General features: G+C 32.4%; 21 protein-coding genes and 2 pseudogenes. 16 read left to right on the forward strand and 7 right to left on the reverse strand.

The genetic code is table 11. The features are described from left to right. Positions 1-167 precede the first annotated feature (167 nt). A complete protein-coding gene (locus tag RH82_RS08120; RefSeq protein ID WP_034059669.1) occupies positions 168-2,735 on the reverse strand; it encodes a M4 family metallopeptidase in 2,568 nt (855 codons plus the stop codon). A 106-nt stretch (positions 2,736-2,841) separates the two neighbouring features. Next, positions 2,842-3,261, reverse strand: coding sequence for a nucleoside-diphosphate kinase (locus tag RH82_RS08125; protein ID WP_034059671.1), 420 nt, complete (start codon positions 3,259-3,261; stop codon positions 2,842-2,844). An 88-nt stretch (positions 3,262-3,349) separates the two neighbouring features. Here RH82_RS08125 and RH82_RS08130 point away from each other — a divergent pair, with 88 nt between their 5' ends. The 7 genes from RH82_RS08130 to RH82_RS08160 all read left to right on the forward strand — a co-directional run bounded on the left by RH82_RS08130 (position 3,350) and on the right by RH82_RS08160 (position 8,624). Then, entirely contained in the window at positions 3,350-4,369 is a 1,020-nt protein-coding gene (locus tag RH82_RS08130) for a DHH family phosphoesterase (RefSeq protein ID WP_034059673.1), read from the forward strand. Continuing rightward, positions 4,362-4,907: a gliding motility-associated peptidyl-prolyl isomerase GldI gene (gldI, locus tag RH82_RS08135; protein WP_034059676.1), complete on the forward strand. Its 546-nt coding sequence runs from the start codon at positions 4,362-4,364 to the stop codon at positions 4,905-4,907. Before RH82_RS08130 ends, gldI begins: the two co-directional genes overlap by 8 nt. Positions 4,908-4,916: 9 nt before the next feature. Continuing rightward, positions 4,917-6,140 carry a peptidylprolyl isomerase gene (locus RH82_RS08140; protein ID WP_081979220.1) on the forward strand — a complete coding sequence of 408 codons (1,224 nt, stop codon included), beginning with the start codon at positions 4,917-4,919 and terminating at the stop codon, positions 6,138-6,140. A 483-nt stretch (positions 6,141-6,623) separates the two neighbouring features. Continuing rightward, positions 6,624-6,953: a hypothetical protein gene (locus RH82_RS08145; protein ID WP_034059678.1), complete on the forward strand. Its 330-nt coding sequence runs from the start codon at positions 6,624-6,626 to the stop codon at positions 6,951-6,953. A 209-nt stretch (positions 6,954-7,162) separates the two neighbouring features. After that, positions 7,163-7,360, forward strand: coding sequence for a hypothetical protein (locus RH82_RS08150; protein ID WP_034059681.1), 198 nt, complete (start codon positions 7,163-7,165; stop codon positions 7,358-7,360). Positions 7,361-7,500: 140 nt separating this feature from the next. Next, on the forward strand, positions 7,501-7,914 hold the full coding sequence (locus tag RH82_RS08155; protein ID WP_034059684.1) for a DUF6326 family protein: 414 nt from the start codon (positions 7,501-7,503) through the stop codon (positions 7,912-7,914). A gap of 8 nt (positions 7,915-7,922) precedes the next feature. Continuing rightward, positions 7,923-8,624 carry a DUF4386 domain-containing protein gene (locus RH82_RS08160; RefSeq protein WP_052158261.1) on the forward strand — a complete coding sequence of 234 codons (702 nt, stop codon included), beginning with the start codon at positions 7,923-7,925 and terminating at the stop codon, positions 8,622-8,624. A gap of 157 nt (positions 8,625-8,781) precedes the next feature. On the opposite strand, the pseudogene RH82_RS19320 reads toward RH82_RS08160, so the two are convergent. After that, positions 8,782-9,757, reverse strand: a pseudogene (locus RH82_RS19320) (IS110 family transposase). A 549-nt stretch (positions 9,758-10,306) separates the two neighbouring features. On the opposite strand from RH82_RS19320, the gene RH82_RS08170 reads away from it, so the two are divergent. Next, complete coding sequence (locus RH82_RS08170; protein WP_034059687.1) at positions 10,307-11,101, forward strand: DUF3050 domain-containing protein; 795 nt, start codon at positions 10,307-10,309, stop codon at positions 11,099-11,101. 97 nt (positions 11,102-11,198) lie between these two features. Here RH82_RS08170 and RH82_RS19325 read toward each other — a convergent pair. Continuing rightward, positions 11,199-12,174 (reverse strand): annotated as a pseudogene (locus RH82_RS19325) (IS110 family transposase). Between the two features lie 322 nt (positions 12,175-12,496). Here RH82_RS19325 and RH82_RS18805 point away from each other — a divergent pair. The 5 genes from RH82_RS18805 (at position 12,497) to RH82_RS08195 (ending at position 16,839) form a co-directional block, all read left to right on the forward strand. Continuing rightward, entirely contained in the window at positions 12,497-12,667 is a 171-nt protein-coding gene (locus RH82_RS18805; RefSeq protein ID WP_241148025.1) for a hypothetical protein, read from the forward strand. A 491-nt stretch (positions 12,668-13,158) separates the two neighbouring features. Then, positions 13,159-13,281, forward strand: a complete 123-nt coding sequence (locus RH82_RS19235; protein WP_156112441.1) for a DDE-type integrase/transposase/recombinase — start codon at positions 13,159-13,161, stop codon at positions 13,279-13,281. Between the two features lie 155 nt (positions 13,282-13,436). Then, complete coding sequence (locus tag RH82_RS18375; RefSeq protein ID WP_156112438.1) at positions 13,437-13,646, forward strand: hypothetical protein; 210 nt, start codon at positions 13,437-13,439, stop codon at positions 13,644-13,646. A 221-nt stretch (positions 13,647-13,867) separates the two neighbouring features. Continuing rightward, the gene (locus RH82_RS08190; protein WP_034059689.1) at positions 13,868-16,249 is read left to right on the forward strand and encodes a TonB-dependent receptor; all 2,382 of its coding nucleotides are present in this window, start codon (positions 13,868-13,870) and stop codon (positions 16,247-16,249) included. A 14-nt stretch (positions 16,250-16,263) separates the two neighbouring features. After that, positions 16,264-16,839: a Crp/Fnr family transcriptional regulator gene (locus RH82_RS08195; RefSeq protein WP_034059690.1), complete on the forward strand. Its 576-nt coding sequence runs from the start codon at positions 16,264-16,266 to the stop codon at positions 16,837-16,839. A 957-nt stretch (positions 16,840-17,796) separates the two neighbouring features. On the opposite strand, the gene RH82_RS17770 is transcribed toward RH82_RS08195, so the two are convergent. From RH82_RS17770 to RH82_RS08210, 3 genes are all read right to left on the reverse strand, one after another. Next, positions 17,797-18,120: a hypothetical protein gene (locus RH82_RS17770; RefSeq protein WP_052158262.1), complete on the reverse strand. Its 324-nt coding sequence runs from the start codon at positions 18,118-18,120 to the stop codon at positions 17,797-17,799. A gap of 371 nt (positions 18,121-18,491) precedes the next feature. Then, positions 18,492-19,661, reverse strand: a complete 1,170-nt coding sequence (locus tag RH82_RS08205) for an amidohydrolase family protein (protein WP_034059692.1) — start codon at positions 19,659-19,661, stop codon at positions 18,492-18,494. A gap of 222 nt (positions 19,662-19,883) precedes the next feature. Next, positions 19,884-21,344, reverse strand: coding sequence for an aminoacyl-histidine dipeptidase (locus RH82_RS08210; protein ID WP_034059693.1), 1,461 nt, complete (start codon positions 21,342-21,344; stop codon positions 19,884-19,886). A gap of 96 nt (positions 21,345-21,440) precedes the next feature. On the opposite strand from RH82_RS08210, the gene RH82_RS08215 reads away from it, so the two are divergent. From RH82_RS08215 to RH82_RS08225, 3 genes are all read left to right on the forward strand, one after another. After that, positions 21,441-22,508 (forward strand): DUF3810 domain-containing protein, encoded by a 1,068-nt coding sequence (locus RH82_RS08215; protein WP_034059694.1) that lies wholly within the window; start codon positions 21,441-21,443, stop codon positions 22,506-22,508. A 70-nt stretch (positions 22,509-22,578) separates the two neighbouring features. Further along, positions 22,579-25,560, forward strand: a complete 2,982-nt coding sequence (locus tag RH82_RS08220; RefSeq protein WP_034059695.1) for an amidohydrolase family protein — start codon at positions 22,579-22,581, stop codon at positions 25,558-25,560. A gap of 129 nt (positions 25,561-25,689) precedes the next feature. Beyond that, on the forward strand, positions 25,690-26,988 hold the full coding sequence (locus tag RH82_RS08225) for an amidohydrolase family protein (RefSeq protein WP_034059804.1): 1,299 nt from the start codon (positions 25,690-25,692) through the stop codon (positions 26,986-26,988). Positions 26,989-26,992: the final 4 nt, after the last annotated feature.

Raw genomic sequence — 26,992 nt, forward strand, 5'->3', positions numbered from 1 at the left:
GGGATCACAAGACAAGGATGTATTGAGTTAAAGTTCTTTAACATATACTACGTACTTTTTTAAACAAAATCCCGCCCAATGCAGAAGGATTTTATATTTATAGTCGTCTAAGTCAAAACAAAAAGCGCAACCAATGGTTGCGCTTTTAAATTATATATTAGTTTTTTTTATTCTTTCATTAGTTTAATTACACTTTTTGCATCTTGAGACGTTACAGTCATGAAATACAATCCAGAAGCAACACTAGACAAATCGATAGCTTTGGTTTCATTCATATTTGATAAATCTACTAATTTAATAAAACGACCATTAATATCATGAATTTCTGCTTTTACAAGATTTATTTGTCCTGTTTTTTTCAAATTAAAAACACCATTTGATGGATTTGGATACACTTTAACTAAACTATTTATAACATCAAACTCTGAAACAGACAAGAAATACGCACAATTATAAATAGACACCTCATCTAAATACCAGCCTTCAAGACCATTACAACCATCGGTTCCAAAATCAAATCTAAATTGCACAGTACTATTAGCTACAACTCCTAAAGACGACAAATCTACAATGCTAGTTCCCCAACTTCCTTTGTTAGAACCTGGATTTGCGCCAGTAAAAGCGTCTTGACCTCCCATTGGATTATCATTTCCATCAGTTTCAGAATTTATAGAATCGTTATATCCATTAGTAGAAAATGCTGTTGAAGGCAAAATAGACCAAGAACCACTATCTACTTTATATTTAATGTTTCCTCCATCCCAATTAAACTCTGTTGCAACATAATGATTAAAAGCCATTTCATAAATACCTTCTGTAAAATTCGGCATTGTAAATTGCGGACTCAATAAACGCATGATTCCGTTTTGAAAATCTGAAGAACAATTACCTCCATAAACATCTCCTATTGGAGCATTTATAGCATAAAGACCAATACCAGGTCTATTGTTTGGCAACGTAGTCTCTAATTGCCAGTCTCTTGGAGTCCAAGTTGATGTTGATGCTATTTGTCCAACAATCCAACCATCTAATCCTGTTTCCCAGTCTTCGAAAAAGATTGGATTATTCATTCCTGCATCGCAAATTGGTGGAGCATCACCAATTAATGCTACAAAACCACATTGCACAGGCTCTATACGAAGTTCTACTGCTAGCACAGCATTTACTAATTGTTGCACATCTGCTCCATCAATGATTTCACCAGAGGCTCCAGAAGCTACTGCTGATGTAGATAAACCTTCTAGATCGATTCCTAATAAATCGTTAGCAGAAGCTTCTAAAGCATTTGCTAAATCTATAAAATCACTTGTAGCTGTTAAATATTGACTCTGTGCTCTCCAAAATATATGAGCAGCTTTAGTAAAACCTAAACCCGTAATTACCTGTCCGTTATAGCTTCCTCCATCTACTAATAAAGCATACGCATGATTTGGAATCCCAGAATTTATATGAACTCCTCCAGAATCTCCCTCACTACACCAATATTGTCCATCGGTAACTCTACCAGGATCTCCTTTACAATTAGGATTCCACATATCTCTAATGGCACTTCCAAAAGCTGTGGCATCTTCTCCTATTGTCCAACGGTCGCTGCTATTACATCCCGTTCTTAAGGCATTATTATCGTCTGCATCTTCATAATTATTTAAAATATCTACTGTTTCTCCCCAAATATCAGAATACGATTCATTAATTGCGCCAGACTGCCATTGGTATATTAAGCCACTTGTAAATTGCGTATACGCGTGTCCCCATTCATGAGCAATTACATCATCAGACGCTGTTCCATCACAATAGTTTGCAGTAGAACCATTCCAATTTGCATTTGGACATGAAATCCCAGGGTCGTTATTTATAGTTCTCATTTGGGCATCTGCTCCATCGTAAGACGTGTAACCAAATGCATTATTAAAAAAATTATAAACATGCCCAGAAGCCTCGACTTCATTTCGTTGCCATATGGATAATGACCCAGGAAATGCATCACCTTCTTCCCAAACAGTATTTCCTGTATTGCCTTCGTAAACTATGCGATCTAACACATGTGCCATTCCAGTAAATTGTTCTACCAAAGTGCCATCGTGAGCATTTATAAATACAAATTCTCTAACATCTTTATCGTTTCTGACCTCAACTTCATAAACTAAATAATTTGCACCTTCAAGACCTTGAGCAAGACCTTTTTGGAATACATATAATTTAGTATTCTTAACAAATAAAGCTTCTCCAGAATAATTTAGCTCTTGATCGTTTATTACACCTATTGCAATTGCATTTGCTTGCGTTTTAGCTAAAGTAGGAATGGCATTCAACTTAATACCTGTAATATAATTACCATTTATAGCCGTTAAGTTGTTTTCAGAATTAAAGTGAAATAATAATTTACCATCGTAAACATTTACGCCATTATATTGCTGATTCAAAACAACACGATGAAACCCAATGTTATCGTCTTCTGTTTTATTTAATTTGAAGGAACTGTTAGTATCTTCAATATTATAAATTGATTTATTTTTATTTAAAAAATTGAAAGATTTTTCGGTAATAGAACTGCCATTAAGTATTAAAGGCTGAGTAGTCGAAAATTTAATAAACTCAGGAACTTTTGAAATTTTATTAATTGTAATAGAAGCTTTTGTTTTTAATTGGAAAGCTTCTATTGCTCTTTCTGTATTTTGAGCATAAGTAGCTCCGGAAACAAGAGCGAAAAAAAGTAGGGATTTAAATAGTTTCATTTTTCAATTTCTTTTTGCGTCCCGCTAAATTAAGGATTTATAAAATCAAAAAAGCCTGAATTTAGTTAAATTCAGGCTTTAATATAATAATATTGTGTACTTCTATCTAGAACATATCTCTTCCAGAAAAATGGAAAGCACCTTCAATTGCAGCGTTTTCATCACTATCACTTCCATGAACAGCATTCTCTCCTATTGAAGCAGCATATAATTTACGAATTGTACCTTCAGCAGCATCAGCAGGATTTGTAGCACCAATTAAAGTTCTAAAATCTTCAACAGCATTATCTTTTTCTAAGATTGCAGCTACTATAGGACCACGTGTCATGTATTCTACTAACTCACCAAAGAAAGGTCTTTCGTTGTGAACTGCGTAAAATGCTTCAGCGTCTGCATTAGTCATTTGCGTTAATTTCATTGCTACGATTCTAAAACCAGAAGCATTAATTTTTTCTAAGATTGCGCCAATATTTCCCTTTTCAACAGAATCAGGTTTTAGCATTGTAAATGTTCTATTTGTTGCCATTTTATTGTTTTTTTTATGGCTGCAAAAGTAATTGTATTTCTTCATAAAAACAATATTTTACCTATTAAAAATTGTATATTCGCGACCTATGAATACACAAGACATTATGGAGATAAAAGCGCTTTTAGCTGCTCCTAAAAAAATTGCAATTATACCACACAAAAACCCAGATGGTGATGCTATTGGCTCTACTCTAGGACTTTTACTATATTTATTACAGCTAAATCATGAGGCTAAAATTATAGCGCCAAACGATTTTCCTGATTTTTTAAAATGGCTACCAAGTGTAGAAACTATAGCCATTCACGAAACCGAAAAAGAAACAACAGAAGCTTTTATTAGCGCTGCTGATATTATTTTCACATTAGACTTTAATGCCTTTCACAGAACCGGGAATATGACGTCCGTTTTAACAAATAGTAAGGGTGTGAAAATAATGATAGACCATCACCAACAGCCAGACGACTACGCTAAGTTCATGTTTAGCGATGTATCTATGAGTTCTACTTGCGAAATGGTATATCATTTTTTAGATAAATTGGATGCATTGGACAAATTGAATGCCGAAATTGCAACTTGTCTTTATGTTGGGATTATGACAGATACTGGGTCCTTTAGATTTCGTTCTACAACCAGTACAACGCATAAAATTATTGCTAGCTTAATGGATAAAGGTGCGGACAACACCCAAATACACAATAACGTTTACGATACTAATAGTTATAACCGCATGCAGTTATTAGGTTGTGCCTTAAGTAATTTAAAAGTATTACCAGAGCACAAAGCTGCATATATTACATTATCTCAAAAAGAATTACGCGATTTAGATTATAAAAAAGGAGATACTGAAGGTTTCGTTAACTATGCTTTATCGCTAGATAAAACTGTTTTAGCCGCTATTTTTATTGAAGATAAAAAACAAGGTATTATTAAAATATCTTTACGCTCTAAAGGTGACTTTTCTGTAAACGAATTGTCTCGTACTCATTTTGAAGGTGGTGGACACACAAACGCAGCAGGCGGTAAAAGCGACACCTCTTTAGAATCTACCGTTGAAAAATTTATTAGTATATTACCAACCTATAGTAAAGCTCTTAATAATGAATAAATTTCTTGTTTTACTATCTGTTTTCGCAGTTACATTTGCTTGCAAAACACCAGAAGCTAGAAAGCCAGAAACGGTAAAAACTGGTTCTTATATTGCAGAGTCTGTTGTGCGTAACAAAAAACTTTACGAAGCTGAAGAAAAAGCTATCGAAACTTATATTAAGACTCATGATACTAAACAATTTAAAGCTTCAGAATATGGTTTTTGGGTTGCTAAAGACTCTATAGTTGTTGAAGCGACGAATTCTAAATTTCCAAAATTTAGCGATGTTGTAAATTTTGATTTTAATATTTCTGCTTTAGATGGTCAAATTATTTACACTGCTTCAGAATTAAAAAACAAAAACTATTCCATGGATCAAGAAGAACTTTTTACGGGTTTACGTGAAGGTTTAAAACTTATGAAAGCAGGAGAAACGTACACCTTTATATTTCCATCTCAAAAAGCGTATGGTTATTATGGAGACGAGAATAGAATTGGTAGAAACACACCTATAATTAGTACAGTAACAATAAATTCAATCATAACAAAAAAATAATTTTTAAAAATGAATAACATTAAACACACTATGAAACTCTTTATTATTGCCTTATTAGTAAGCATGAGCGCATCTTCTTGCCAAGATCAAGATCAATATCCAGATTTAGAAGATGGGTTATACGCAGAAATTAACACAACCAAAGGTACAATGGTTGCCAAATTATTTTACAAAAAAGCACCTGTTACTGTTGCCAATTTTGTTGGTTTAGCCGAAGGTACGCATCCAAGTTTAGCAGATGATTTAAAAGGAAAACCATTTTACGATGGTATTATTTTTCATCGTGTTATGAACAACTTCATGATACAAGGTGGAGACCCAACTGGAACTGGTTCTGGAAGTGCTGGTTTTAAATTTCATAGCGAATTTGATAAAGATCTTACTCACAATAAACCTGGTGTTTTATCTATGGCTAATTCTGGAGGTTTAAATACAAATGGCTCACAGTTCTTTATTACCGAAGCTCCTTACGTTAGAGGTAACGCTTTTAATGCGGATGGCAGTATAAAAGATTGTAGCGCTCGCGGTGTTAGTTGCCACGCTGTTTTTGGTGAGTTAGTAAAAGGGATGGATATACAAGACAGCATTTCTAACGTTGCTGTAGCCGGAAGCCGTAAAACAACTCCAGTAATAGACGTCGTAATTAATAAAATAACAATTATCCGTAAAGGAAAAGACGCTAAAGCTTTTGATGCTGTTAAAGCATTTACTGAATTAGAACCTCTTTTACCTCAGCGCTTCGAAGACATGAAGAAAAAACAACAAGAATTGGCTAAAGAGAAAGCTATAACTGCTGCAAAAGACTTCCTTAAAGCAAATGTTGATTTAGGTGGTGAAATTTTCGAATCTCCAACAGGAATGTCGATGATTCTTAACAAAGCCGAAAACGGAACAACACCAAAAAGTACAGACCAAGTATTAGTTAATTGTAGTGCTTACTTTATGAATGGTAACTTACTATACACCACGTATGCAGATGTTGCTAAAAAAATGAATGCATACGATGAAAAGCAAGACGAAGGAGGAGCTTACAAGCCGTTTCCTATGATCTTTAATCAATCTGCAGGTTTGGTTCCTGGATTTAGAGAAGCGATGTTAAGAATGAATGTTGGCGACAAAGCAAGAGTTTATGTGCCTAGTTATTTAGGTTATGGAGCAGGTGGACGTCCACCAAAAGTTCCTGGAAATACCGATTTATATTTTGATATAGAAATATCAGGTATTCAAAAATAATTTGAACCAATTACAGTAAAAAAGCCTTTTCAATTTATTTTGAAAGGCTTTTTTTGTTTCCAAAATAAAAAATCATCTTTTCGAAATAAAGACAACTAAAAAGTTTGCATGTCCTGTCTTATTTTCGAGATATATAAGATAAAACTATCTATACAAAGAGCTGGAAACAAGGATTGCCAATCATACGGCTGAAACAAAATAAACACAAATTGTGACTTTATTATCCATAATATTTATTAATTTAATATATAATTAAAAAAAATCATAAATATGAAAACATTAAAATTATTTCTATTACTAGCTTTTATTTAGACAAATGCAAATGCACAATTAGATAAAGGCAATTGGCTTGTAGGTGGAAGTGGAAGTTATTCTAGTCAAACTACTAATTTTGATAGTGGAAGCAAAGAAAAACAAGATATAATATCAATTAAACCTAATATTGGTTATTTTTTAAAAGATAAGTTTGTAATAGGTGCTTCTTTGCGTTATGAAAAGTTAAACAGTTTTGATATATATGGAGGAGGTTTATTTTCTAGGTATTATTTTTTAGAAGCAGATAAGACTTTTAACCTATTCGCCCAAATTCATTATGATTATATTAATGCTGTTTCTCCTGTGGAGAGAGGAGATACTAGTTTTGCTTCAAGCTATTATGGAGTTAGAGTTGGACAAATAGTATTCTTTAATAACGTTGTTGGGCTAGAATTTGCTGTTAAATATGAAAGAGGAAATTCGGAATTTGCTAAAATTAACAATATAAATGCTGTAATCGGTTTTCAAATACATTTAGAAAAAAATAATCCTAACTAAAATAAATCAGTGTATGACTTAAAAATAATCTAAAAAAAGAGAAAGCTCCTACTAGGTAGAAGCTCCTCCAGTTTAAAACAATTACCGTCTAAAATAATTAATTTAAAACTTAACAAAATTATGAAAATTTTACAATTATTAAGCAGATATTTACCTTTCTGTTCCTTTCGTTTACCATAAACTCCTTTTCTCAAATACATGATATAAGTATGGAAAATATTCAATACTTAGGAAACTCTATTTCAGAATGTAGCACAATCAATTTTAATTCTTCTAATAATCACTCAATTTCATTTGATGTCCGTTTACAAGTAGAGGACACTCCTAATGGCTTTGTATTTACTAATGGTGTTTTGGAAATCGCCTACTGGACAGGATCTGCACAAGAAAGAAACATCCGAACATAAAAGAAAATAAAAACAATTGGAATTGAACAACTTCAAATATAGGATTTACTAAAAATAAAAAAAAACAGTAGGCAACCATTTAGAGCGAAATTACGTCTTTATAGATAGAGACACTTTATAAATCATAAAACCAAACCAATATGTTAGAAAATCCAAAAGTAAATATCAAAATTAAACTTGGTGCATTATGGGCTTCTGCAACCTTCTGTTATTTATATGGAGACTACTATGAGCTGTACACACCAAATAAAATAAACAGTTTAATTACAGGCGAAAACATTTTAGACAGTCCTACCAAATTATTAATAGCATCGATAGTTATGGCAATTCCTTCGATAATGGTCGGAACGTCAATAATTCTTAAATCAAAAATAAACCGAATTCTAAATATTGTTTTTGGAACATTGTTTACTGTAATCATGTTATTTATAGGGTTTAATTCAATGACTGAATGGGGTAGTTTTTATGTTTTTTTAGCATTTTTAGAAAGTATTATTACTTTTTTAATCGTTTGGTATGCTTGGAAATGGCCTAGAGAGAATAATATTAAATAGAAAAATTTATGTCAAGAAACAAAAAAGCAAGAGTTGCTGGAATACTATATTTATTACTCATAATCTCTGGATTTATTTACCTTGTCTTCATTCCATTAGAGCTAATTGATTTACAAAATGCAACAAAGACTTTGGAAAACATAAGAAGTTCTGAACTTTTGTTTAGACTTGGTATTGTAACAGCAATTTGTTCTTCTCTTATTTTTATGTTATTACCATTGGCACTTTATAACCTCCTCCGGAATGTAAATAAAGTTTCCGCAAAATTTATGGTATTGTTTGCTCTAATAAGTATACCCATTTCTTTTGTCAATATTCTAAATAAATTTTCAGTATTAACTTTAATTAATAATTCTGAATACGCACAAAAAATTGGTCAAACGGAATTTCAAACTCAAGTAATGCTATATCTCGAAAATTACAACAATGGAGTTCAAGTTTCACAAATATTTTGGGGGCTTTGGCTTTTACCGTTTGGCTATTTAGTCTACAAATCTGACTTTCTTCCAAAAGTTTTAGGTGTATTTTTAATGGCAGGTTGTTTTGGATATTTGATTACATTTTTTGGGGGTTTCTTATATTCAGATTTTAATAAAACAATTATCTCGGACATTGTTGGATTTCCCGCACCAATTGGAGAAATTGGAATTTGTTTGTGGCTTTTAATAATGGGAACAAATAAACTGAACTTCAGAAAAAACAAACAATGAATAACATCAATTTTAAAAATTAAACCATGAATAGCCTGTTACAAAAAAAGAATTGAGGTAAAAAAAACTCTTTCTTTAATTAATGTCAAACACTACTATATAAAGCTCAAAAAGAGTTATCTTTTTGAGCTTTACTTTTTTTTAGTGGAATACCTCCTTATTTTGGTAGCACTGAAACATAAGTTTCATCGTAAGACAATCCATATTTTACTATGGCAAAACTCTGTTTTAAAAGGCTATTCATTACTCCTATTAATGCTCACTTTTAAGTTTTGCCTTTATTAACGATTCACCCGTAGAGTTTACGACAAGATTTAGTGTGTTTACAGGCATTAAAGGAACACATAAATAATAAATTTCTCAGTTTTTAATTTCAAACTTTACTAATCCTACTTCGGCCTCTTACACGACTACCCAATTCTCGAATAACTGGCGCTTTAACCGCATAACACAAAGCTATGAGGCTTTTTCAAACCTCTTAAAACCATCTGTAGCGATAGTTAAAAATAATGCAGTTTTTTCACCTGTACCTGGAATACTTTTTAATGAGGTGCGCTGAAGTGATTGACCAACCTTAACTAAACTTATTAGTTTAGACTCAAGACACTTAATCTCATTCTCTAAATGCTTTTCTGTGCGCCTTAACGAACGATAAACACTTGTTAATAGAAATCCTAAAACTTCTTAGTCATGTATTTTATTCTTAGTCATGGTCCGCATTTATACAAAGCTATCCATAAGTCTAAATAGTTATAAACACTCACTATGGAACGCTATTAATGCATTATAAAGTTGAACTTCGTTAGTTTGGCATCGCTTTTATCCATCTTTACTTTCGTTAATTTTATTTGAAAAAATCGCTTTACCAATAAAGGATTTACAACAGAAACTATAACCTTTTCATTATACAAAAACTGTGCTAATCTATAATGATAATGACCTGCAGCTTCCATAACTACTATTGTGTTTTTAGTCAAACTGGCTTGAAAATCTTTGAATCCTTGTTTTGTATTTTTAAATTGATCGTGTCCCCTTTTACTGCCATCAAGTACATCTTTACTGATATCAACTCCAAAAATTTCCTTATATTTAGTTCTAAGAACTGATTTTATGAAAGAATAGAATACGAACATCAAAACAACTTGAAAACGAAATCTAATGCCTCAAAGAACTCAACGTGTGTTTTAGTAAAAAAGAGGGCGCATTATAAATGTTGTTGATCTTTTAAACTTCACCGCATATTTCAAGCTTACTGCACTCTTTTATTCTTTCTGAATTATATATCTTAATTTAGTGTTTTTATTATAATGCTAACTTAAGCAGTATAAAAATAATTACTAGTACAAGCTTACTTTCGAAAATCCTTGCGGATTTTCTATTCAGTTTGTATTTACTAAATTAGTTATTTAATACAAACTAAAGAAACACGTTATATGTAAGCTCACACTGAACTTAAAAAGAACTTCATAATGAGTTATTTGTTGGTTTAAAAAAAGCAACTTTTGAGAAAATATAAACAAATATTATTTTCTTTAAGCCTTAAAAATCCTTTCTTAAATGCTTTTAATGGATTGCTTAGTATCTTTAAGTTATTACACCATTTATAATATCTATTTCTAATATCCTATATTTTCAGTTTACAACCGTTAATTTACAAATCAAACAATATGTAAACTAAAATAATGAATAAAATACAGCACATTGAAAATGAGATTTCCGAATTACGAAATCAATTAAAAAACCATAAACTCTATAAGAATCTAAATAACATTCGTGACATAAAAATTTTTATGGAAAATCACGTATTTGCTGTATGGGATTTTATGTCTCTTTTAAAAAATATTCAAATAAACCTCACTAAAGTTGAAACACCTTGGACACCACCAAAAAACCCAAAACTATCAAGGTTTATAAATGAAATTGTTCACGGAGAAGAAAGTGACATTAATGAATTGGGAGAACCAAAGAGTCATTTTGAAATGTATTTAGATGCAATGTTGCAAATAAATGGAAATACTATTGAAATCAATAATTTTATAAAACATATAGAATTCGGAAATTCTGTTGAATATTCATTAAATGAAATTAATGTAGACAAAAGAGTCGCTGACTTTGTTAAATTCACATTTTCGATTATACAGACAAATAAACCACACCTTGTGGCTTCTTCATTTACATTTGGAAGAGAAGATGTTATTCCTGATATGTTTATCGAAATTCTTAAGACTTCAGATTCTGAAAATAAATTATACAGCAAAATAAATTACTATCTCGAACGACATATTGAACTTGACGGAGATGAACACGGTCCTCTATCTCTTGATATGATTTCTGAATTATGTAAAGATGATGAGCAAAAATGGAATGAAACATTAACTGTAGCGAAACAATCATTAGAAAAACGAATTGAACTTTGGAATGCTATAACTGATTTAATACAGAATGAAAAGCCTGCATATAACAAAGAACTGAGGTGAAAAAACTCTTTCTTTAATTAATGTCAAACACTACTATATAAAGCTCAAAAAGAGTTATCTTTTTGAGCTTTACTTTTTTTTTAAATGGAATACCTCATTATTTTGGTAGCGCTGAAACATAAGTTTCAACGTTAGGTAATCCAGATTTTACTATGGCAAAACTCTGTTTTAAAAGGCTATTCATTACCACTATTAATGTTCAATTTTTACTCTTGCCTTTATTAACGATACGCTCGTAGAGTTTACGACAAGATTTAGTATGTTTACAGGCATTAAAGGAACACATAAATAACAAATTTCACAGTTTTTAATTTCAAACTTTACTAATCCTACTTCGGCCTCTTACACGACCACCCGATTCTCGAATAACTGGCGCTTTAACCGCATAACACAAAGCTATGAGGCTTTTTCAAACCTTTTAAAACCATCTGTAGCTATAGTTAAAAATAATGCAGTTTTTTCACCTGTACCTGGAATACTTTTTAATGAGGTGCGCTGAAGTGATTGACCAACCTTAACTAAATTTATTAGTTTAGACTCAAGACACTTAATCTCATTCTCTAAATGCTTTTCTGTGCGCCTTAACGAACGATAAACACTTGGTAATAGAAATCCTAAAACTTCTTAGTCATGTATTTTATTCTTAGTCATGGTCCGCATTTATACAAAGCTATCCATAAGTCTAAATAGTTATAAACACTCACTATGGAACGCTATTAATGCATTATAAAGTTGAACTTCGTTAGTTTAGCATCGCTTTTATCCATCTTTACTTTCGTTAATTTTATTTGGAAAAATCGCTTTACTAATAAAGGATTTACAACAGAAACTATAACCTTTTCATTATACAAAAACTGTGCTAATCTATAATGATAATGACCTGCAGCTTCCATAACTACTATTGTGTTTTTAGTCAAACTGGCTTGAAAATCTTTGAATCCTTGTTTTGTGTTTTTAAATTGATCGTGTCCCCTTTTACTACCATCAAGTACATCTTTACTGATATCAACTCCAAAAATTTCCTTATATTTAGTTCTAAGAACTGATTTTATGAAAGAATAGAATACGAACATCAAAACAACTTGAAAACGAAATCTAATGCCTCAAAGAACTCAACGTGAGTTTTAGTAAAAAAGAGGGCGCATTATAAATGTTGTTGACCTTTTAAACTTCACCGCATATTTCAAGCTTACTGCACTCTTTTATTCTTTCTGAATTATATATCTTAATTAGTGTTTTTATTATAATGCTAACTTAAGCAGTATAAAAATAATTACCAGTACAAATGACCCGCACTGAATAAAGGTACATAATTTTAACATTACGTATAGAAATAACAAAGTAATTAGACGTTACAGTGAACCTATTAAATTAAAAATTTTAGCCGAACTTAGTATTGGAAAGCACACCAAAAGTGAACTTTGCAAACGCTATTCTATTGCACCCAGAGCAGTTAATGTGTGGCTTAAAAAATACAATCGTAACGACTTAATGAATACCAAAGTAAAAGTGGAAACCAAAGACGAAATATCTAGAATTAAAGCACTTCAAAAAGAGATTAAATAACTTAAAAAGCTACTACTTAAAAAGGATCTCGATACTATGACGCAAGATTCTTATCTAGAAGTAGCTGCTGAAGATCTTGGCTATAAATCTGTAACAGAACTAAAAAAAAGTTAAGTATAAAGCCTTAATCAAAGCTAATAAACAATCTAAGGACTTTGCCTCTTTAACTACTATAACTTATTGTTTTAGATTAAAACGTGATGCTTTTTACAAGCATAAGAACAGAGCTGATAAACGTTTAAAACTAGAACACAAAATTATAAACAGCGTTAGAAAAAGACGTAAACCTATTCCTAGAGAAGGCTTACGTACACTCATAAAATCATTGCATCACGAGTTTGAAAATGCAAACCTAAAAATTGATAGAGATACTTTATTTAATGTTCTTAGAAAACATCAAATGCTAACACATAGAAGAAAAACCAGCGCCAGAACAACGCACTCATATCATCGGTTTTATAAATATAACAATAGTATAAAAGACCCTAAAAATCAAAAGACCAAATCAGGTTTGGGCTTCTGATATAACACACATTAGAACCGTAAAAGGCTTTTGTTATCTGGCGTTAATAACAGATATGTATTCAAGGAAAATAGTAGGCTATAACCTTTAGTGATAGCCTATAAATTAATGGATGTGTGAGGACACTTAATAAAGCATACCAAGCTAAAAACATTAAAGAACTAATACAATCATTAAGACAGAGGAATACAATATTGCAGTAATGTATACACACAAATAGTCAAAAGAAAAAAGATTAATATTAGTATGACTGAAGAAAATCATTGCTATGAATATGTAATGGCAGCAGGCGTAAACGGAATATTAAAAGATGAATTTCATCTAGACCAAACCTTTGCAAACACAGCATGCGAAAAGAGAGCTACAAAAAATAAAATTAATTTAAACAACGAAACAAAAATACATTTATCTTTAGATTATAGATCACCAAATATGGTCTATAAATTATCAGTTTAATTAAATGTTAACCTGCAGCCGTATTTCAGGACAAGACATATAACGAATCATTAATATTTTGGGATAAAAGGAAAAATCACTAGAACCTAAGTCTATATTCCTTATCAACTTTATACAATTTTTATTAATTTTATCACGCAACCAAATTTATTGATTTAAGTTAACGAGTTTGAGGTTTGAAGCACTGTTTCTTTGCAGAAATAAAAATTAAACCAATTACAATGAAGAAATCAATTTATATTATTTTCACACTATTCACCTCCATAGTCTATGGACAGAATGGTACTATTAAAGGTAAAATTATCGATAAACAATCCGAATTCCCACTGATGGGAGCTAGTGTAGAACTCTTGGGGGCTAAAATTTCCAAAGGAGTAGTTACAGATTTTGATGGATATTTTACAATCACAGAGGTTCCTATTGGTAGACAAACAATTAGAGTTAGTTACATTGGCTTTGAAACCAGTACAATTCCAGATATTGAAGTGAGTACAGGAAAAGACGTAGATATTACCGTAGTACTTACAGAATCTTATGCTAGTCTAGATGAGATAGTACTGACAAGTAGTACGAATAAAATAAGATCTTTAAACAAATTTTCGGCAGTTTCAGCACGTCAATTTGGTGTAGAAGAAGTTTCTAGATATGCTGGTGGAAGAGGTGATGTTGCACGTTTGGCAAGTAATTTCGCAGGAGTAGCTTCACCAGACGATAGTCGTAATGACATTGTAGTTCGTGGTAATTCTCCAACAGGGCTGTTATGGCGCGTAGAAGGTATTCCCATTCCAAGTCCTAACCATTTTTCGGCATTAGGTACAACAGGAAGCCCTGTATCTGCATTAAATCCAAATCTTCTTAAAAATTCAGATTTTATAACCTCTGCATTCCCTGCAGAATATGGTAATGCAATTGGAGGTGTTTTTGATTTGGGTTTTAGAAATGGAAATAAAGATGAATATGAGTATTCTTTTCAGATGGGCGCATTCAGTGGTTTAGAAGGAACGGCAGAAGGGCCATTGAATAGAAAAAATAACGGCTCGTTTTTGGTGGCTGCAAGATACTCGCTTATCGGACTTATAGGAGGTGCAGGCACAAGCGATACACCTAATTATGCTGATATTTCATTTAATCTTAATTTAGGAAAAAGTAAACTTGGTACTTTTTCTCTATTTGGAATCATGGGTACATCAAGCATCGATTTAATTGGTGAAGATTTTGATGAAGATGATCTTTTCTCAGCAGAAGATGAAAACTCTTATGTGACCTCTAACATTGCTGTCTTTGGAGCTACCCATTTACTGAGCATTGGCGAAAAATCGTATTTAAAAACAGTCATTGCAGGCGCATCCAATAGCAGCGATTTTGAAGAAGACCGTATTATTGATTTGGATACCGATAGCGAAAGACCACTAAGATTTGCGGAAAGTAACAATGAAGAAACTAGATTAACTTTTTCAACATTATTCAATACTAAAATCAACAATAAATTCACCCTTAGAACAGGATTATTATTAGAGAATTTCTCAGCAGATTTAGATAGAAAACAGCGAGATGAACAAGAAGATTTAAACGGTGATGGAACCCCTGATTTAGAGACCATTAGAAGTATTAACGGTAGTTATAATGTATTTCAACCCTACATTCAAACAAAATACAGATTGACTAAAAAATTAACCCTAAATACAGGAATACATACCATGTATAGTGATCTTAATAAACAGTTTGTTTTAGAACCAAGAGCCTCTATGTCTTATAGAATACACCCTAAACACACAATAAATCTAGGGTACGGTCTTCATCATCAAAATATAGCCACACCTTTATTATTTCTAACTGAAGAAGTCAATGGAATTATCACAAACCCTAATGAAAATTTAGATTTTGTGAGAAGTCAGCACTATGTTTTAGGCTATGATGTTAAAATTGCACCTAGCTGGAGAGCAAAAATAGAAACCTATTATCAAAAAATAGATAATGCTGCCATAGACGGGTCCCCATCAAGTTATTCTTCGTTGACTGAAGGAGCAGATTTCACGTTTTCAACAGATAACACTAATTTAATTAGTTCCGGAACTGGAGAAAACATAGGGTTGGAACTCACCTTAGAAAAATCATTTAGCAAAGGATATCATGCCATGATAACAAGTTCTTTTTTTGAGAGCACCTATAAAGGTAGTGATGGCATCGAACGAAGCACCCCATTTAATACGGGTCACATCGTTAATTTTTTAGCTGGAAAAGAGTTTAAATTTGGAGAGAATAAGAAAAATATTTTTTCTATCGATGCTCGTTTTGTATCCTCAGGAGGAAAGCGTTTTACTCCTGTTAATTTAGTAGCTTCGCAAAATGCAGGGTACGAAATTTCACAAGATGATTTAGCGTTTAGTGAGCAATATAAAGATTATCTTAGGCTAGATTTAAAATTTTCAGTGACGTTTAATAGTAATAAGAAAAAAACAGCTCATAAATTTTACATCGACTTACAAAACCTTACCAATAGGGATAATATTTTTGCAAGGAAATACAATAGAACTACCAATAGCGTTGAACAAATAAATCAAAATGGCTTTTTCCCTGATTTTGGTTATCGTTTTCAATTTTAAACACTTTAGAACTAATGCGTGAACAGGTTATTTCATTTTTCAAACAATTTATAGACTTAGAAGAAAAGGATATTATTCTTATTAAAGAGCTGACAACAGTAAAACATTTTTCAAAAAATGAATTTATTTTAATACAGGGAAAGGTGTGTGATTTTGTTGCCTTTATAAATAAAGGAGCGTTTAGAGGTTTTTATTCGGTTGATGGTCAAGAATACAGCAAACAATTTTTCTTGGAAGGTGAGTTCTGTACAGATTATGCAAGTTTTTTAACCGAGAAAAAGTCTTTTACTTATTTACAAGCTACTGAAGATAGTACGGTTGTTGTTTTAAAAAAAAAGGATGTTGACGTTATGTACAAAGCCATTCCAAATTTTGTGCAATTCGGAAAGTTGCTCGCTGAAAGTTTGTACATAAAAGTATGCGATATTAAGGCTTCTTTTATTTTAAATTCTCCCGAAGAGCGTTATATTAATTTGATTAAAGACAGACCAAAAGTGATGCAATCTATGCCTCAATATATGATTGCATCTTATTTAGGCATTACTCCTGAAGCCTTGAGTAGAATACGAAGACGTTTAGGAAAAACGTAATGACTAAAACGATAACTGTTATAAGTCTGTTCCTTATTTCATAGTCTTCGTAACAGTAGTGTCCGATAAAAAAAAGCCTCAATAATTGAGGCTTTTTTCGTATTGTAGCAGAATTAATCTCTGATCAAAAATTCAACTATGGGTAAAAGGAGAAAATATTTCTATTGAGAAAACAGAGAATTTGGCGCTTTTAGAAGGCTGTTATTACCTATACAATATGGCAGTTTTTTTCATTTTAAGGGTTTCTGAAATCAACCAAATGTTTGGACTATCTAAAAGAAACTAATGCTGATGTTACTGGTATACTTATAATTAAATTATTTGATTAAGGTGACGCTAAAAATCATCGATTTAGAAAATACGTGTGTAGTTAGTAAAAATAATATTGGAATGGTTATTAACCAAACAAATAATTACATATTCTACGCTTTGGTTACCAAAGCAGTAAAACACAAAGACCGATCACTGACAATTTTTAGACAAATCGATTAAGAAGTATTTTACCAAATTTCGGAATGGTTTGGAATGGTTTGGAAGCAAAAAACAAACACGTTTGGTAACACTAGTAACCGTTGCGCAACTCTCTAAAAAGTTAATAACCGAACTCAATTAAGCTATTTTTAGGGCTTTTTTAATTTTCTATACCTGCGATTTAGTTAAATTTTGATTGCATTAAATTGAAGATTATTTCGTTTTGAAGTCCCTTTATTTTAAAAAACAATAGACCAAGTGCTTTTGCATTGGTTCTCGTTAGTTTCTGTGTAAACTTCAAGTACTTTTTAAGGGTTATAAGCCATAGCTGATAAATGCATCACATTGTTTGCCTGTGCTACCTATTGTGTTTATTTTTCTCAAACCCATAAACTGAGTGAGTGTACAAAAAACAACTTCAACCGTGCTTTGCCGTTTGGCTTTCATATAACTACCTTGCGCACTATTAGCACGTTTAATATTACGCTAATACTCGGGCTTAAAGTAGGTGTATGAAAATTTTTTCTCTTTGGCACTCTTCCCTAAATACCTCTTTTTTATTGGGTAATCCTTGCATTGATAAGTACTACCGCGATACTCTTTTTTTAAGGTACGGGATCGGTAGTCTTTAAATACTTTTTTAAATGGGCTAATCTCACCTTGAAAACAAACATAATGGTCTTGCGATTCATTATTATAAAAATTATCTGGACCGCCTTTACAGGTGCCATGAGGCGCAATAAAACGCTGTAAATTAATCTGCTCCAAAAAAGCACAGTTTTCGCCACTGCTGCAACCTTTATCGGCCATGCAATTATGCCAGAGCAATCCCAATTGATATAATCTCGGTTTTAAGCGCCTAACAATATCCTGTAAATACAGATTATCCCATTTGTCGGCATAGTTAAGCCCAAATATCCATTATAACCCGGTGTTCTATATCTACACTTAACTAACTCATATAATTAAGTCCCCTTGCTTTCCTTGATTTAACACTAATACACGCATCCGGATCGCTAGGACTGTAATGTGTTTTATTGCTCGTATATTTACTCCCTTTGTTTCCAGCTCCCTGTCGTTGATTTTGGTTCATTGCCCACTTTTATTTCGGCGCTTTATAACGGCTAATTCTTGCTTAGTTGTGCTTATATATTGAACTCACATAATTTTTGATAAAAGAATTAATTAGGAATCATGGATTTAGATAATTCAGTTAAATATTTATCATCTAAGTAGTTATTATTAAAATAGACACCTTGAATAGACTTTAACGCCTCAAGGTTTTCTAATGGATTATCATTCAAAAGAATAAAATCTGCTTCTTTTCCTTCTTCAATTGTGCCATAATTCTCATTAAAAAAAGCAGCAAAATTAATAGTAGTCATTTTAAGAATATCATAATTACTCAGGTTCGCGTTCTTTAATAATTTCATTTCATCAAGAACACCAAAACCAGCTACCATATATTTAGAGGAACTATCCGGACCTAACAACATGTTCACATCCATATCATTCAATCTTTTTATAATTTGATATTTATAATCTAGTTTTTTTAGTTCATTGGCAACTTCTTCTTGATATGCTTCCAAACCAATTCTTTCACGATACGCTTTTGTTTTTTCAATCCAACCATCGACTATTGAATTTGAAATATATTCCATTCCAACTCGATTACGTAATTCTTGATAAGAATACCTTCCAGATCCTACACTATACCAACTTAAGGTTGGGCAAATAAAAATAGTATTATCTTTAATGACTTGAGATCTACTTTCTAGTAAATCTAGGCTTCCTGTTAAACCGCCTAAATGTTCAAAAGAGGTGAAATTTGAATTAAATAAAGCATCGTCTGAAACATTACCAAGAAAGTGCCCTCCTATTTTAATATTATTAATCTTACATAAGCTGTCTAACTTCTTAAAAGCGATTTCGCTTTTAATGCTTAATATTTTTATAAAATCGAACGCTTTAGCAGCTTTTACATACGCTGCCAATTGCTCGCTGCTGAAATCAAATTTTCTTGATACTGGAGGAGCAGACAAGTATAACTTAGGATAAATAGAAAGCTTAGTATTATATTTTTTACGCCATTCTAAATGCTTCCAATTGCCTCGCATAGAACGCAACTTGGTAACGCCATTAATTAAATTTAAAGTTAAGATTTTTTCTAAATCACTTTCATTTTTTGGAAGATGTACATGAGCATCGGAAAGCGATGGCATTATATATTTATTACTCCCATCAATGATAACCATTTGCGAATACCTGTTGTCATTTGTATCTGAAATAGATATTATGTTTCCATCTTTAATAACAACGTCTTGGTTTTTGATGACCTCATTTGTGATCATTGTGATAACTGCTACATTTTTAACAACTAAATCCGAAACCGAATTTTCGATATGTGCAATATCCTTTGTTTTCGATTGACCAAAAGAAACAAACGACTGAATAACTATAACAAGTAGAAAAAAATATGTTTACATTTTTATATCTAAATTAAAATTATTAACCCTAAATAATCGATAGCGATTATTTAGGGTTTGACTTATTAAACTGAACTATTACATCAATTACTTCTTAGGAATAGCCTTCAATATCTCTAATACAAATTCCCAGTATTTTTTAGCTGAAGAAATTTGTGCACGTTCATCTGGACTGTGCGCTCCTTTAATGGTTGGCCCAAAACTAATCATTTCCATATCTGGATAATTTTGACCAAGAATACCGCATTCTAAACCTGCATGGCAAGCTGCGATGTGTGCTTTTTGTCCATTTATTTTTTGATACAATTCGTCTAACACCTTTAATATTTTAGAATCCATATTTGGCTCCCAACCAGGATAATCGCCAGACAACTCAACCTCACAACCTGTAAGTTCGAAAGTTGCGCGTAATGTATTTGCTAAATCGTCTTTAGAACTTTCAACTGAAGACCGTGTTAAACAACCTACTTTTATAGCACCATCTTTAACTATTACTCTCGCAACGTTATTTGATGTTTCTACTAAACCTGGAATATCTGCACTCATTCTAAATACACCATTTAAAGCTGCATATAAAGCACGCGTAATGCCTTCTTGAACGCCTAAGTCCATTATTTTTTCCGGAGTATCAGTTTTAGAAATTGACACTTCTAAATCCGGTTCCATAGTTTTTAATTCTGCTTGAATGGTTTTTACTAATAAACCCATTTCAATAGTAAAAGCTTCGTCATGCATAGCATCAATTGCCACAATCGCTTTACTCTCTCTAGGAATAGCATTACGTAGACTTCCACCATCAATTTCAGAAATACGTAATCCAAAGTTTTCAAAACCATCAAATAACAAACGGTTCATTATTTTATTTGCGTTTCCTAAACCTTCATGAATTTGCATTCCTGAATGCCCACCTTGTAAACCGTTTACAATAATTTGGTAGCCTATTTTAAACTCAGGTGTTTCTTCTTCAGTATATGTTCTTGTTGCGGTTACATCTATTCCTCCTGCACAACCTACTCCAATTTCATCGTCTTCTTCAGTATCTAAATTTAATAAAATACCTCCAGAAAGCAAACCGCCTTTTAAGCCAATTGCACCTGTCATTCCTGTTTCTTCATCTATAGTAAATAAAGCTTCAATTGCAGGATGCGCAATATCTGTGCTCTCTAAAACAGCCATAATAGTAGCTACTCCTAGCCCATTATCTGCACCTAAAGTGGTTCCTTTTGCACGAACCCAGTCACCATCTACATACATTTCAATACCTTGAGTATCAAAATCGAAAGTAGTATCTGCATTTTTTTGGTGTACCATATCTAAATGCGACTGCATAACAATAGCTATACGGTCTTCCATACCTTGAGTGGCAGGTTTTTTAATAATAACGTTACCAACTTCGTCTTCAATAGTTTCTAAATTGAGTTTTGCTCCAAAATCCTTCATAAATGCAATCACACGCTCTTCTTTTTTAGAAGGTCTTGGTACAGCATTTAAATCTGCAAATTTATTCCACAATTGTTTTGGTTCTAAAGCTCTTATTTCTGAATTCATGTTGTAAATTAATTTATGAATGGCAAAAATACGAAAAAGACTTGTGCTCTAATAAAAAGCACTGCGGTCTAACAGAAAATTAACTATTTTTGAGTCATGCTGAAAAACAAAAAAACACTAATTGCTCTTTCTATAATTCCTGCTTTTCTAATAGTAAAGTTATTAGCAAAATTCCCAGAGTTTATTGAAGACTATTATAGTAAAGGATTATACCCATTAACATCAAAACTCTTTCGCTATACTTTAGGATGGATCCCGTTTTCTTTTGGAGATTTAATATACACATTTAGTATTGTTTATATTTTAAGATGGCTGATTGTTAATAGGAAGCGCATTCGTAAAGATTTTAAAAATTGGTTGATTGATGTGTTTTCGGCGATTTCTGTTCTCTATATTGCTTTTCATTTATTTTGGGCCATGAACTATTACAGATTACCGCTTCATGAAAATCTAAATTTAAAAGCAGATTATACCACTGAAGAACTTATTGAAGTTACTAAAAGCCTCATCGAAAAATCTAACGCTATTCATCTTAAAATTACTACAAACGATTCTATAAAAGTAGAATTTCCTTATACTAAATCCGAAGTGATGTCGATGGTTCCACAAGGCTATTCAGCATTACAAAAAACATTTCCGCATTTAGAATATAATGGTACGAGTATTAAAAAATCGCTACTCAGCCTGCCATTAACATATATGGGATTTAGTGGTTATTTGAATCCGTTGTCTAACGAAGCACAAATAAACAGCATGATTCCTGTGTTTAAAATTCCAACAACAGCTGCTCATGAAGTGGCTCATCAATTAGGTTACGCAGCAGAAAATGAGGCCAATTTTATTGGCTTTTTAGCAGCTACCAATAATGAAGACATTTATTTTAAATATTCTGGTTTCACTTTTGGATTACGCCATTGCCTAAATGAAATTTATAGGCGAAACCCAGAGCAGTATGAAACACTTGTACTAACAATTAATCCTGGAATTCTAAAAAACTTTAAAGAAGCTCGCGAATTTTGGGAAAGCCATAAAAACCCAATAGAACCTCTATTTCAAATAACATACAGTACTTTTCTCGAAGCAAACAATCAAAAAGGAGGCATGAAAAGCTACAGTTACGTTGTTGCGCTTTATGTAAATTACTTAAAGGATAAAACACTTTAACAGTATTCACTTGCTTTGAAACAACTCTAATTCTTATATTTATTGCTTAATACTTTTTTCAAACTAACTTATGATTAAAAAAACGCTACTACTTACCTTTCTTGCTTGTACAATTAACCTTTTTGCTCAAGAAAATGTCCCAAAAAATGATGGTGTAAAAACCATAAGCTCAAATTACACCGCAATTACAAATGCTAAAATTCACGTCTCTCCTACTCAGATTATTGAGAATGGAACTCTTGTTATTAAAGACGGAAAAATAGTATCTGTTGGCAGTAATATTACTATTCCAAAAAATGCTGTGGTAACAGATTTAACAGGAAAAAGTGTTTATCCTTCATTTATTGATATTTACTCAACTTTTGGAGTAGAGAAACCTAAAAGACAAACTGTTTCTCGTGGTCCACAATACGATGCTGGAAGAGAAGGATACTATTGGAACGATCATATTAGAGCAGAACAAAATGCTATTGATCTTTTTAAATACGACGATAAAGAAGCTAAAAAATTATTAGAAGCTGGCTTTGGTGTCGTAAACACCCATATTAACGATGGTATTATTCGTGGTACTGGAACACTTATTGCACTTAACTCTAAGGGTTCTAATGCTAACAGAATACTAAAAGAGCAATCTGGACAGTATTTAGGAACAGGTAAAAGTGTAACCTCTAGACAATCCTATCCAACTTCAATTATGGGTTCTTTTGCATTGCTTAGACAAGTAAATATGGACGCGAAATGGTATGCTTCTGGCGCTGCTAAGGAAACAGACAGAACTTTGGAAGCCTTTAATAGAAATAAAAATCAGGTTCAAATTATTGAAGCTGGAAGTAAAATGAATGCTTTGCGTTTAGATAAAATTGGCGACCAGTTTAATACGCAATACGTTTTTGTTGGTGGTGGTGATGAATACGAATATGTAAATGATATAAAAGCAACTAACGGAACCTTTATTATACCAATAGACTTTCCTGCTGCTTACGACATGGAGAATCCGTTTCTAGCAAGTTCTGTTGCATTAGCAGATTTACGAGAATGGAATCAGAAACCATACAATCCAAAAATTTTAGCAGATAACAATGTGAATTTCGCTTTGTCAACCTACAAGCTAAAAGAAGCTAAAATGTTTATGCCAAATCTTTTAAAAGCTATTGAATCAGGCTTATCTAAGGAAAAAGCGTTAGCAGCATTAACTACAATTCCAGCGCAAATTCTTGGAAAAAGTGACGAATTAGGAACCTTAAAGACAGGCGCTTATGCTAACTTCTTAGTGACTTCAGGAGATTTATTCGAAAAGAAAACGACTATTTATCAAAATTGGGTCGCTGGCGTGAAGAACGAATTAAAACCAATAGACCCTTTAGATATGCGTGGAAATTACACGTTTAACTTAGGGAATACAGATTATGAACTATCTATTAAAGGCGAACTTAAAAAACTAAAAACTGAAGTTAAAGCAAACGATAAAAAATTAGGTGCTAAAATTAGTTTAAGTGACGATTGGATGCGTCTTACCTTCTCGACTATAGATACCACTAAACAGGAATTTATACGTTTAGTTGCTAACATAAAAAATACAAATGCTTTTAACGGAAAAGCAATTTTTCCAAATGGAAATGAAACAACCTTCTTTGCTACAAAGAAAGTAGACGCAAAAAAAACTGATGATAAAAAAGTTGACAAAGACAAAAAGGACGACACCAAAAAAGTTGAAAAATTCTTTCCAGTAACCTATCCTAATATGGCTTATGGTTTTAAAACCTTACCTAAACAAAAAACACTTTTATTTAAAAATGTAACGGTTTGGACAAACGAAAAAGATGGCATTTTAGAAAATACAGATGTATTAATTAAAGCAGGTAAGATTTCTAAAATAGGTCAAAACCTTAGCGCAGCTAACGCACAAGTTATTGATGGCAAAGGCAAACACCTAACTGCTGGAATTATAGACGAACATGCTCATATTGCAACATCGTCTGTAAACGAATCAGGACACAACTCTACTGCAGAAGTGACACAAGAAGATGTTATTGACCCAGAAGATATTGGTATTTATAGAAACCTTGCAGGCGGTGTTACCTCTATTCAAATATTACATGGCTCCGCTAACCCAATTGGAGGACGTTCTGCAATTATTAAAATGAAATGGGGAGAATCAGCTAATAACTTAATTTACAAAAATGCTCCTAAGTTTATAAAATTTGCTTTAGGAGAAAATGTAAAACAGAGTAATTGGGGAGACAATAATAAAGTACGTTTTCCGCAAACAAGAATGGGCGTGGAACAGGTTTATACTGATTATTTTCAGCGTGCTAAAGAATATGACACTAAAAAGAAAAGCGGAAAGCCTTATAGACAAGACGTTGAAATGGAAGTTATTGCCGAAATTTTAAATAAAGAACGTTTTATTAGCTGTCACTCTTATGTGCAAAGTGAAATTAACATGTTAATGAAAGTTGCAGAGAAATTCGATTTTAACATTAATACGTTTACTCATATTTTAGAAGGTTATAAAGTAGCAGATAAGATGAAAGCGCATGGTGTTGGTGGTTCTACTTTTAGCGATTGGTGGGCTTACAAATACGAAGTAAATGACGCCATACCATTTAATGCTGCAATCATGCATAATGCGGGTGTAACAGTTGCTATAAATAGTGATGACGGCGAGATGTCAAGACGTTTAAATCAAGAAGCTGCAAAATCTGTTAAATATGGAGGTGTTAGCGAAGAAGATGCTTGGAAATTTGTAACTCTAAATCCTGCAAAACTATTACATATCGATAATCGTGTTGGTAGTATTAAAATTGGTAAAGATGCAGATGTTGTACTTTGGAGTGATCATCCTATGTCTATTTACGCAAAAGCAGAAAAAACTATTATTGAAGGTGTTACCTATTTCGATATTAATCGTGATATACAATTACGAGCGTCTATTAAAAAAGAGAAAAATGAGTTAACGACGTTAATGCTTCAAGCTAAAAATAAAGGTTTAAAAACAAAACCAATTGAAAAGAAAGTGAAAGCAGATTTTCATTGTGACTCTGAGTTTTAGTGGGCAGAAAACAGTCTTCAGTTGGCAGTATTCAGTTTTACTCGGATAGCTTACTCATAAATTGAATTAATTTTAAATAAAAAAATATAGATTTCCATGTTCTCGGAAATGAAAAAAAATATAATTAGAATGAAAAAATTAAAATATAAATTACTAGCCTTTGCTTTATTGCTTTCAAGTATTTCAATAGCACAGCAAACACCAGGCTCTAAACAAAAAGAAGCTATTTCTATAGAAGGTGCAACAGCGCATTTAGGAAATGGTGAAGTGATTGAAAATTCCCTAATCATGTTCAACGAAGGTAAAATTACTTTTGTTGGCAGTGCAAATACAAAAATTGCGCGTCAAGGAAAAATAATGCAAGTACAAGGCAAGCATATCTACCCAGGTTTTATTGCTCCAAATTCGACTTTAGGTTTAGTAGAAGTCGATGCTGTTCGCGCAAGTAACGATGTAGATGAAGTTGGCACAATGAATCCACATATTAGAAGTTTAATTGCCTATAATACAGAATCTAAAGTTGTAGAATCTATGAGACCTAACGGTGTGTTAATGGGACAGATTACACCTCGTGGTGGACGTATTTCAGGAACTTCTTCTGTAGTACAATTTGATGCTTGGAATTGGGAAGATGCAGCAATTAAAGTAGACGATGGTATCCATTTAAATTGGCCAAACCCATTTTCTCGTGGTCGCTGGTGGTTAGGAGAACCTGCTATGCTTAAAGAAAATAAAAATTACAAAAAACAAGTTGAAGAATTAACAGCTTATTTTACTGACAGCAAAGCGTATCAAGCAAGTGCAAAATCACCTAAACATTTACCTTTCGAAGCACTTCAAGGTGTTATTGATGGTTCTAAAAAACTTTACGTTCATGTTAATGGAGAAAGAGGTATTACAGATGCTATTAACTTTACAAAAGCAAACAACATTAAACACCTTGTAGTTGTTGGAGCTTATGAAGCTCACAAAGTAAGTGGTTTACTAAAGCAGAACAACATTCCTGTTTTATTACAACGTGTACATAGCAAACCAAAAAATGACGACGACGATTATGATTTACCTTTTAAATTAGCTAACAAGTTAGTTAAAGCGGGTGTTCTTGTAGGTCTAGAAAATGCAGGAGATATGGAACGAATGAATGCTCGAAACCTTCCATTTTTAGCTGGAACTTGTGCCGCTTATGGTTTAGATAAAGAACAAGCATTGAGTTTAATTACTTTAAATACTGCCAAAATTTTAGGCATCGATGATACAGTTGGATCGCTTGAAGTTGGCAAAGACGCTACACTTTTTATTAGCGAAGGTGATGCTTTAGATATGCGTACCAATAAACTCTCGAAAGCTTATATTCAAGGTCGTGATATTAGTTTAGAGTCTCATCAAACAGAATTATATAAGCGTTATAGCAAAAAATATAAAAAGTAGTTTA

The sequence above is a fragment of the Lacinutrix jangbogonensis genome (genome assembly GCF_000797445.1).
Taxonomy (GTDB): Bacteria; Bacteroidota; Bacteroidia; order Flavobacteriales; family Flavobacteriaceae; genus Lacinutrix; species Lacinutrix jangbogonensis.